Origin of the sequence: Streptomyces sp. YS-3, assembly GCF_045257485.1 — a bacterium.
Lineage (GTDB): Bacteria > Actinomycetota > Actinomycetes > Streptomycetales > Streptomycetaceae > Streptomyces.
Genome location: NZ_JBJHPC010000266.1, coordinates 1 through 9,595 on the forward strand (window position 1 = coordinate 1; position 9,595 = coordinate 9,595).

Genomic DNA, 9,595 nt, shown 5'->3' on the forward strand with positions numbered 1-9,595 from the left:
CCACCTCCCAAGTCCCCCTCCCCCTACTCCTCTTCGGGTTCTTCGAGCTCTTCGGGAGCTTCGGGGTCGTCCGGTTCTCCCGGTTCTTCCGGGAACGTCAAGGGTTACAACGTCGACGGCGGCCGGGTCGTCTTCGACATCGGCACCGCCTCGGCGGAGCTGGTGACGGCGACGCCGGACTCGGGCTGGCGGATGCAGGTGTGGAAGCAGCCGACGTGGATCCGGGTGACGTTCAGCCGGGGCACGCGCGAGGTGTCGGTCTTCTGCACCTGGTACGACCACGCGCCGACCGTGGAGCTGGACGACCGGGGCTGAGCCCGCGGGCTGTCCAGACGTCCCCGGAGCCCCCGCGGTCCTAGCGGAACACCGCGGGCGGCGGTACGGGGGACGGCTTGGCGGTCGCGTCCGTCACCGGGGCCGCCCCGCCGGTGAAGTCGGCGAGCGCGCGCCCGTGTTCGACGCGTCCGGGGTGCGGGTCGCCCGCGATCCGGCGGGTGAACTCGGCCACCGGCAGCGGCACGTCCGAGGCGAGCAGGACCGCGTTGCCGAACCGCTTGCCGCGCAGCACGGTCGGGTCGGCGGCGAGCGCCAGTTCGGGGAAGAGCCCGGCGGCGGTGGCTATCTGGCCGCGCAGATGCGTCAGCGGCGGGCCGTCGGCGAGGTTGGCCGCGTAGATCCCGCCGGGCCGCAGCACCCGGCGCACCTCGCCCAGGAACTCGGTGCTGGTCAGATGGGCGGGGGTGCGGGCGCCGCTGAAGACGTCGGCGACGACCAGGTCGGCCCAGCCGTCCGGGAGCTTGGCAAGCCCCTCGCGCGCGTCCAGGGAGCGCACCCGTATGCGGGCCTGTGGATCGAGCGGCAGCTCGCGGCGGACCAGTGCCACGAGCGCCGCGTCGATCTCGACGACCTGCTGAGTGGAGCGGGGCCGGGTGGCAGCCGTGTAGCGGGCGAGGGTGAGGGCGCCGCCGCCCAGGTGCAGCACCTGGAGGGGGCGGCCCGGCTCGCCGGCCAGGTCTATGACGTGGCCCAGGCGGCGCTGGTACTCGAAGGTGAGCCGCTCCGGCGCGTCCAGGTCGACGTGGGACTGGGGGGCGCCGTCGAGCAGCAGGGTCCAGCCGCGGGGGCGGTCCCGGTCCGGTATCAGCTCGGCGAGGCCGCCGTCGACCGGCTCCACGACGGCCTGCGGGGCGGCCGGGCGACCGCGCCGCCCGCCCTGCGCGGCCTTCGCCCCGCCCTTCGCCGTGTTCTTCGTACCGCTTCGTGCCGCCATCCGACCATTATCTGCCGCCCGCCTCGGTGATGCCGTCCGCGGCCTTGATGAGCCGGGCGGCCTCGCCCAGCGCGAGGCGCAGCACGGCCGGGTCGGTGACCGTCACCGCGTCCGGCGGGAGCAGCCAGCCGCTGCCGGAGACCGGCGGCCCGGCGGCCGGTCCGGGCAGGCGCAGACCGCGTCCGTTCGTCTCGGTGCAGGCGCTGCCCGGCACGTCCCAGGCGGCGGCGGTACCGGGCGGCACCAGGAAGCCCAGGGTGTCGCAGGCGCCGTCGTGGAGCACCGGGCCGACGGCCGCCGGGGCGACGGCGCGGCGCAGGATGTCCACCGCCTCCAGGCCCTGCCGCGCGGGCACGGTGACCAGGTCGCAGGGCTCCTCGCCGCCCGGCGGTCCACCGGCGTCCCGGCCGGGCCGGTGCCGCACGGTCGTCGTGGTCGTCGCGGTGCCATTGATGTCCATGCCGGCCTCCAACAAGGCAACCCCCACGTGGTTTCTGCGGGTTGGCGGTATCCGCATGGTTCAACGCCGTTCGCTGTCAACGGCTACGGCGGTATGCCGCCGCAAAGGATGGCAGTTCATGGCAGATCAGGGGTGAGATATCCCTTTTGTAGCCAAACTTCGGTTGTGGTAGCCGAGGTTGCCGGTACGTTCTTGCTCCGCACCACCACGCCAGAGAGAGCTGTTGAGCCATGGCGACGACCACGGATCCCCGTGCCGGAGCGAACTCCGCCGCACGACCCCCCGAACGGAGTCCCGCCAAGGGCCCCAACACCGCCTTCCGCGAACTGCGCGGGCAGCGCTCCCCCGGCGAGTTCGCGGCGGCGGTCCGCAGAGCGGCCCGCGAGATCGGTGAACAGGTCGCCTGCGACGCGCGGTACGTCGGACGGGTGGAGGCGGGCGAGATCCGTTGCCCCAACTACGCCTACGAACGCGTGTTCCGCCACATGTTCCCGGGTTTGACCTTGGCGGACATGGGGTTCTCGTCGCGTGAGGCGGTACGGGGCCGGGGGGCGCGTGCGGGGTGTGGTGCGACCCCCGCGTCCGCGGCGCATCAACAGCACCCCGCACCCCCCTGCGGCACTATCCACCACGAGGAAGACCGTAATGACGAGGAGAGCGACGTGCTGCGTCGCGCGTTCATGACCGGCGGCTCCGCCACCCTGGCGGCCGTCTCCCTGGGGCTGCTGCCCGAGTACGCGGGCGCCGCGCCCCAGGACCGCGTCCACCAGTCGGTACGGCGCGTCGGCGAGGCCGAGGTGGGCGCGGTCGAGGAGGCGGTACGGCGGATCCGGCTGCTCGACGACCGGCACGGCGCGAACGGGCTCTACCGCAGGGCCGCCCAGCCGCTGCGCACCGCCTACGCGCTGCTCGACGCGGGCACCGCGCGCCGCTCCACGGCCGAGCGGCTGCACGCCGGCGCGGGCGAGCTCGCCATCTCGGTGGGGTGGCTCGCCCATGACTCGGGCCACTACGAGGAGGCCCGGTCGCACTACGCGGAGGCGCTGGCGACCGCCCGCCTCGCGGGCGACCCGGCCCTGGAGGCGCACGCCTTCTGCAATATGTCGTTCCTGGCCAGGGACGCGGGCCGACCGCGCGAGGCGCTGCGGGCCGCGCAGGCGGGCGGGCGCGCGGCCCGCCGGCTCGGCTCGCCCCGGCTGCTCGCGCTGCTCGGCCTGCGGGAGGCCGGCGGCTGGGCCGGGCTCGGGGACCGGGGGGCGTGCGAGCAGTCGCTCGCCCGGGCGCACACGCTGTTCGCACGCGGCCCGGCCGAGCGGGACCCGGAGTGGATGACGTTCTTCGTGGAGGCCGAGCTGGAGATGCTGGAGGCGCAGTGCTGGTCGGCGCTGGGCGACTGGTCCCGCGCGGCCAGCCACGCCCACCGCGCGGCCTGTCTCCAGGACCCGCACTTCGCCCGCAACCTGGCCCTGTACCGCGCGGAACTCGCCGACGACCTGGCCCGCGCGGGCTCCCCCACGGAGTCGGCGGCGGCCGGTCACCAGGTCCTTGACCTCCTCCCCGAGGTCCAGTCCACCCGCATCCAGGCGATGCTGGCGGACACGGCCCGGATCCTGGCTCCCCACGCGAACTGCCCGGAGGTGCGGACGTTCCTGGAACGGAGGGCTTCGGTGTAGCCGCGGCGGCCGGGGCGGGTCCCGGGGCGGAGCCCCCGACAGGCCTCAGACCTCCAGGTGCCCCGTGTCGTTCCACCGCTCGACCGCCGGAGCCCCGTACGCCCAGCCCAGCACCGACAGCGACGTCGGATCGAGCTTGATGCGGGCCGCGAAGCCGATCGGCTCGCCGAGCCAGCGCGCCGCGATCGACCGCAGGATGTGCCCGTGCGCGAAGACCAGCACGTCCCGCCCGGCCGACCGCGCCCACTCCACGACCTCGTCCGCCCGGTCCGACACCTGGGCCAGCGTCTCGCCGCCCTCGACCCCGTCGCGCCAGATGAACCAGTCGGGCCGGCCCGCCTTGATCTGGGCCGGGGTGAGCCCCTCGTACGCCCCGTAGTCGAACTCCATCAGCACGTCCCAGTCACGCGCGCGCTCCCCGAATCCGGCCAGGTCGCAGGTCTCCCGCGCGCGTACCAGCGGACTCGTACGGACCTCGACGTCCGCCAGGCCGTCCCAGGGCGCCCGGTGCAGGCGCTCGCCGAGCAGCTTCGCGCCCCGGCGGCCCTCCTCCAGGAGCGGGATGTCGGTACGGCCGGTGTGCTTGCCGGCGAGCGACCACTCGGTCTGCCCGTGCCGGGCGAGCAGGATGCGCGGTTCGGCGGCTGGCATGTCAGGTCACTCCCGTGGCGCGTGCAGAATGCCGAGGGTTCGGCGGAGGTTCACCTCCATCATCGCGCACCCTCACGGCCCTCCCCTGCGTCCTTCGGGGGTGGGTGCACACGCGCGCCCACGACCACCGTACGGTTGAACACCTGAACGGGGCCCGACGGGGCCCTGAAGAAGAGATGGAGAGGGTCCGGAGATGCAGCACCCCGCGCCTCGGCCCCGCTGGTGGACCGAGCTGCCGCTCATCGCCATCGTGTACGCCGCCTATTCGGCGGGCCGGCTCCTGGTGAGCGGCGACGAGTCGCAGGCCGTGGACCACGGTCTGGCGATCCTGCGCATCGAGAAGTACCTGCACCTCAACGCCGAGCACCCGCTGAACCGGCTCTTCACCCGCACCCCCTCCCTCGGCATACCCGCCGACTTCGCCTACGCGTCGCTGCACTACCTGGTGACGCCCGCGATCCTGGTGTGGCTCTTCCGGCGCCGCCCGCTGCGGTACCGCGCCGCGCGCACCTGGCTGATGCTCTCCACCCTCATGGGCCTGATCGGCTTCTCGCTGCTGCCGACCTGCCCGCCGCGCCTGCTCGACCCCTCGCACGGGTTCGTCGACACCATGGCGCAGTACAGCTCGTACGGCTGGTGGGGCGGCGAGGCCAGCGCACCGCGCGGCATGGGCGGCATGACCAACCAGTACGCGGCGATGCCGAGCCTCCATGTGGGCTGGGCGCTGTGGTGCGGGGTGATGCTGTGGCGGTTCGGCGGCCGGCGCTGGACCCGGGTGCTGGGGGTCGCGTACCCGCTGACCATCACGTTCGTGGTGATGGGCACCGCCAACCACTATCTGCTCGACGCGGTCGCCGGGGCGGTCGTGATGGGGCTCGGACTGCTGCTCTCCCGGCCCGCGATGCGGCTCGCGAACGCGGTGCGCGCCCGTGTCGCACCCGGCTCGTTCGGCACACCGGCCCCGATTGTCAGTGCCGGATGCAAGACTTCCCCGGGTGAGCGAATCCCAGGGCAGCGCGCGTCCGACGACTCCACCGCGGGAGCGGGCGACAGCCATTCGTCAGCGGCTCGCTGAGCTGCGCGGTCCCACCACCGTGCCGCGCCCGCTGGACGCCCGGGCGCTGGCGGCCCTGGCCGCCAACCCGGGCTGCCGCCGCCGCGCCCTGCTCGACGGGGCGGGCGTCGACAAGGGCGCGCTGGCCGAGGCGCTGGGCTCCCCGTCGGCGGCGTTCGGCCAGTCCCAGTTCGCCATCGCGCGCGGCAACACCTTCGAGGCCCGCGTGAAGTCCGACGGCGGTACGGAACTGCTGCGCCTGCTGCACGAGCGCACCGGCGGCGAACCGCCCAAGGACGCGGCCGTCCCCGACCTTGCGGCGGCCGGTCCCGAGGGCCGGGCCGCCCGCACCGCGCTCGCGCTGCGCGAGGCGACGGCGTCCGGCGGATGGACGCTCCTGGACCACCCGATGCTCGCCCTTGAGGTGGCGGGCTCCCCCGCCTACCTGGAGCCGGACGCGGTGGTCATCGCCCCCGACGGCCGCTGGACGGTCGTGGAGATCAAGTCCTTCCCGATGATCGACGCGGCGGCCGACCCGGCCAAGGTGGGCGCCGCGGCCCGCCAGGCGGCGGTGTACGTGCTGGCCCTGGAGCGGGTGGCAGGGCTGGTCAGGGGCGCTGCCGCGCCGTCTAAGGCGCCGGTCCCCGAGGTCTCCTCCTCGGTGCTGCTCGTCTGCCCCAAGGACTTCTCCAACCTGCCGACCGCCTCCCTGGTGGACGTGCGCAAGCAGTTGTCGGTGACCCGGCGCCAGCTGGCCCGGCTCACCCGGATCGAGGAGATCGCCGACGCCCTGCCGCCGGGCGCCAGCTTCGCGCTCGACCGGCCGGCCCCCGAGCTGACGGACACGGTCGAGTCGGTCCCGGCGACGTACGCGCCGGAGTGCCTGGCCGCCTGCGAGCTGGCCTTCCACTGCCGCGAGCGGGCCCGCTCCGTGGCCGCGGTGACGGCGCTCGGCCGCGGTCTGCGGGCCGAGCTGGGCGCGCTGACCAGCGTCGGCGCGGTCCTGGACGCGGCACGCGGACACTCGGGCGACGCGGCCGACCCGGCGGTGGCCGCGCTGCGCAGGGCGGCGGCCCTGCGGGCGGAGGCCCTGGAGGGCGCGGCCACCGGAGGCGCCGTATGTCGCTGATCGCCACCCTCGCGCGGCTGGAGGCCGTCGAGGCCGGACGGGCCGCGCCGCTGGCCACCGTGCGCCACCGGCATCTGTCCGAGCGCCCTCTCGTGCTCGTCCCGCTGACCACCTCCGGAGAGGCCGGGGCGCCGCTCGGCGCGCTGGTGGGGACCGACCGCGAGGCGCCCCGGCTGCTCGTCGTGCCGCAGCCGCGCGACCGCGAGCTGCGGTTCGCCTTCCTCGCCGAGCTCGCCGACGCCGTACTGCCGCATCTCGACGCGTACGCGGACGAGGTGGAGGCCGCCGAGCGCAGCGAGACCGACCCCGAGACGGGCAAGAAGGTCAAGGTCGAGGTCGAGCTGTGCGCCGACGCGCCGCAGATCGTGGTGCCGGGCCGGGCCGCGACCGACTTCGTACGGCTGCTCGGCCGCTCCATGCGGTTCCGCCGGACCGCCGAGCAGGACCCGGACACCCCGCACCCGGCGCCGCCGCGCGTCCCGCTGCTCGGCCGCTGGCTGACGCACTACGGGGAGCGCGCCCGCGTCCCCGGCTCGGCGCTGCTGCTCGCCGCCACCGATCTGCTCTCCCGGCACTGGGCGACCGGCCAGTCGAGCCTGGAGGACCAGCACCTGGGGGCGCTGCTCGCCTGGATCGACCCGCCCCAGGGCGCCACCGGCGCGCAGGCGGCGCTGCGGGCCGAGCTCGCCCGGGACGGGGACGGGCAGCTGCTGTGCCCGCCGGCCGGGCCCGCCACCGACCCGGCCTTCGACAACAAGCTGCTCGCCCCGGCGATCGACCGCTACGACCGCGCCCGCCAGGCGCTGTCCACGGCGCAGGACGGCGAGACGGCCGACGCGCGCCTGGCTGCCATGACCCGGGCCGAGCAGGACATCCGTCGCCTGGTCGGGGGCCAGCTGCGGCCCACCTGGGACGCGGTGTGGCGCTCCCTGGACCTGCTGCGGGAGCTGCCCGAGGCACCGCGCGCGGCGGACCGCTGGACCCGCGACCGCTGGTCGTTCACCGCCCACCGGGACCGGGTGCGGGCCGGTGAACCGCCGCAGCCGCGCCGCGACGACGCGGTGACGGCGGCGGCCAAGCTCGCCTCGCGGGAGAGCGCCCAGGCGCAACTGGAGGCGCAGGAGGCGCTGGACGACCCGCTGGTGATGGCCGGGCGGCGCCTCGCGGGCGAGGCGTTCGCGGGCGAGGTCGTCGAGGTGGTGATGGCCTGGTCGGAGTCGAAGCGGCCGAGCCCGCGCCCGCTGGTGACCGTGCGCACCGGCGACGCGCCGCACCTGGCCGAGCGGGCGAAGGTGTTCCGCTCGCTGGACGGCCGACCCCAGTCGGCGGAGTTCGTGGGGTACGAGAGGGACGGCTCGCTCGTGCTGCGCCTGCTCGACAAGATGGGCCGGAGCAAGGACCCCGCGCCCGGCTCGGTGCCGGAGAAGGGCGACCGGGTGTGCTGGACGCTCTTCGAGCACGACCAGCGCGGCGGCCCGAAGCTGCCGGACCCGGAGGCCACCCCGTGGACCCACGGCGGCCCGCCGGGCACGGACGCGGAACACCCCGACCCCCTCACCCCGGAGGACCTGCTGTGATCCGTGCCGAGCGCGGCTTCGACCCGGGTACGGCGGCGGCCGAGGCGACCGGGAGGATCCTCCACGACACCCTGCACGCCGAGGCCCGGGGCGTCGTCGTGGACTCGCCGCCGGGCGCCGGCAAGTCGACGCTCGTGGTGCGCGCGGCCCTCGAACTGGCCGCCGCCGGGCGCCCGTTGATGGTGGTGGCGCAGACCAACGCCCAGGTCGACGACCTCGTCCTGCGCCTCGCCGAGCAGCAGCCGGAGCTGCCGGTGGGCCGTCTGCACAGCAGCGACGCCGACCCGTACGACAAGGCCCTGGACGACCTCGCGCACGTACGCAAGTCGTCCAGGGCCGCCGATCTGGCCGGGCTGGACATCGTGCTGTCGACGGCCGCGAAGTGGGCGCACGTCAAGGACGTCGAGCCCTGGGCGCACGCGATCGTGGACGAGGCGTACCAGATGCGCTCGGACGCGCTGCTCGCCGTGGCCGGGCTGTTCGAGCGGGCGCTGTTCGTGGGCGACCCGGGCCAGCTGGACCCGTTCGCGATCGCGGACTCCGAGCAGTGGGCGGGGCTCTCCTACGACCCGTCGGCGAGCGCGGTGACGACGCTGCTCGCCCACAACCCCGAGCTGCCGCAGCACCGGCTGCCCGTCTCCTGGCGGCTGCCCGCGTCGGCGGCGCCGCTGGTCTCCGACGCGTTCTACCCGTACACACCGTTCCGCAGCGGTACGGACCACGGCGACCGGCGGCTCTCCTTCGGCGTCCCCTCCGACGGCTCGGCACCGGACCGGGCGCTGGACGAGGCCGCCGAGTCGGGCTGGGCCCTGCTGGAGCTGCCCGCTCGGCACACCCCGCGCACCGACCCGGAGGCGGTACGGGCGGTGGCCCAGGTGGTCCGCAGGCTGCTCGACCGGGGCGGCGCGGCGACCAGCGAGCGCTCCCCGGACCCGGCGCCGCTGACCGCCGCCCGGGTCGCCGTCGGCACGGCCCACCGCGACCAGGCGGCGGCGGTGCGGGCCGCGCTCGCTGAGCTGGGGGTGAGCGGGGTCGCGGTGGACACGGCGAACCGGCTCCAGGGCCGCGAGTTCGACGTGACGGTCGTCCTGCACCCGCTGTCGGGGCGCCCGGACGCCACGGCGTTCCACCTGGAGACGGGCCGTCTGTGCGTCCTGGCCTCCCGCCACCGGCACGCCTGCGTGGTGGTGTGCCGGGCGGGCGTGACGGACCTGCTGGACGAACACCCCTCGACCGAGCCGGTCCAGCTGGGGGTCACGGTGAAGTTCCCGGACGGCTGGGAGGCGAACCACGCGGTCCTGACGCATTTGGCGGAGCACCGGGTGCGGTGGCGGCCGTAGGGGGCGCGCGGACAGTGTGAGGCCCACTTGCGGGGCGCGGGACAATGGAGGGTGGCCCGGGGCGAACTCCGGGCCGCTGAACTGCGGCAGGAGGAGACCCGATGGCGGAGCCCGAGCGGAAAGAGCAGCGGCTGAGGCCGGCGCCGTTGCTGTTCGAGCCGGCCGAGGCCGCCGCCGACCCGGAGCACTTCTTCGCCCTGGAGTCGATCGACGACCCCCGGGAGCTGCTGTCGCGCTCCACGGAACTGGCGCTGGCGTTTCGCGCGGCGGCGGACCGGGCGGTGGAGTTCCAGGCGATCGCGGCGGCCCAGCTGGCCGACCCCCGCCGCTTCGACCGCCTCACGGCGGCGGACATCGCCGAGCGGGCGCAGTGGACCGAGGACTACGCGAAGAAGATGGTCGAATTCGGCCGGGATCTGGCGCGGGGGGTGGGGCAGGGGT

General features: G+C 75.1%; 9 protein-coding genes and 1 pseudogene. 7 read left to right on the plus strand and 3 right to left on the minus strand.

What is annotated here, in order from left to right:
• Positions 1-315 (plus strand): annotated as a pseudogene (locus ACJA3G_RS21220) (hypothetical protein); the annotation flags it as partial.
• Positions 316-355: 40 nt separating this feature from the next.
• On the opposite strand, the gene ACJA3G_RS21225 reads toward ACJA3G_RS21220, so the two are convergent.
• Both ACJA3G_RS21225 and ACJA3G_RS21230 read right to left on the minus strand, forming a co-directional pair.
• Positions 356-1,270 (minus strand): spermidine synthase, encoded by a 915-nt coding sequence (locus ACJA3G_RS21225; protein WP_406554599.1) that lies wholly within the window; start codon positions 1,268-1,270, stop codon positions 356-358.
• A 7-nt stretch (positions 1,271-1,277) separates the two neighbouring features.
• The gene (locus ACJA3G_RS21230) at positions 1,278-1,730 is read right to left on the minus strand and encodes a hypothetical protein (RefSeq protein WP_406554600.1); all 453 of its coding nucleotides are present in this window, start codon (positions 1,728-1,730) and stop codon (positions 1,278-1,280) included.
• Between the two features lie 230 nt (positions 1,731-1,960).
• On the opposite strand from ACJA3G_RS21230, the gene ACJA3G_RS21235 reads away from it, so the two are divergent.
• Positions 1,961-3,403 (plus strand): tetratricopeptide repeat protein, encoded by a 1,443-nt coding sequence (locus tag ACJA3G_RS21235; RefSeq protein WP_406554601.1) that lies wholly within the window; start codon positions 1,961-1,963, stop codon positions 3,401-3,403.
• 45 nt (positions 3,404-3,448) lie between these two features.
• Here the strand turns inward: ACJA3G_RS21235 and ACJA3G_RS21240 are convergent, their stop codons facing one another.
• Positions 3,449-4,054, minus strand: coding sequence for a histidine phosphatase family protein (locus ACJA3G_RS21240; protein WP_406554602.1), 606 nt, complete (start codon positions 4,052-4,054; stop codon positions 3,449-3,451).
• Between the two features lie 193 nt (positions 4,055-4,247).
• Between ACJA3G_RS21240 and ACJA3G_RS21245 the strand changes: the two genes are divergently transcribed.
• From ACJA3G_RS21245 to ACJA3G_RS21265, 5 genes are all read left to right on the plus strand, one after another.
• Positions 4,248-5,129 (plus strand): phosphatase PAP2 family protein, encoded by an 882-nt coding sequence (locus ACJA3G_RS21245; RefSeq protein WP_406554603.1) that lies wholly within the window; start codon positions 4,248-4,250, stop codon positions 5,127-5,129.
• Positions 5,050-6,237, plus strand: coding sequence for a hypothetical protein (locus ACJA3G_RS21250; RefSeq protein ID WP_406554604.1), 1,188 nt, complete (start codon positions 5,050-5,052; stop codon positions 6,235-6,237). The genes ACJA3G_RS21245 and ACJA3G_RS21250 overlap by 80 nt, the downstream gene beginning before the upstream one ends.
• On the plus strand, positions 6,228-7,814 hold the full coding sequence (locus tag ACJA3G_RS21255; RefSeq protein ID WP_406554605.1) for a hypothetical protein: 1,587 nt from the start codon (positions 6,228-6,230) through the stop codon (positions 7,812-7,814). The genes ACJA3G_RS21250 and ACJA3G_RS21255 overlap by 10 nt, the downstream gene beginning before the upstream one ends.
• The gene (locus tag ACJA3G_RS21260; RefSeq protein ID WP_406554606.1) at positions 7,811-9,154 is read left to right on the plus strand and encodes an AAA domain-containing protein; all 1,344 of its coding nucleotides are present in this window, start codon (positions 7,811-7,813) and stop codon (positions 9,152-9,154) included. Before ACJA3G_RS21255 ends, ACJA3G_RS21260 begins: the two co-directional genes overlap by 4 nt.
• Before the next feature lie 101 nt (positions 9,155-9,255).
• On the plus strand, positions 9,256-9,595 hold a 340-nt coding region (locus ACJA3G_RS21265), incomplete at its 3' end, for a hypothetical protein (protein WP_406554607.1).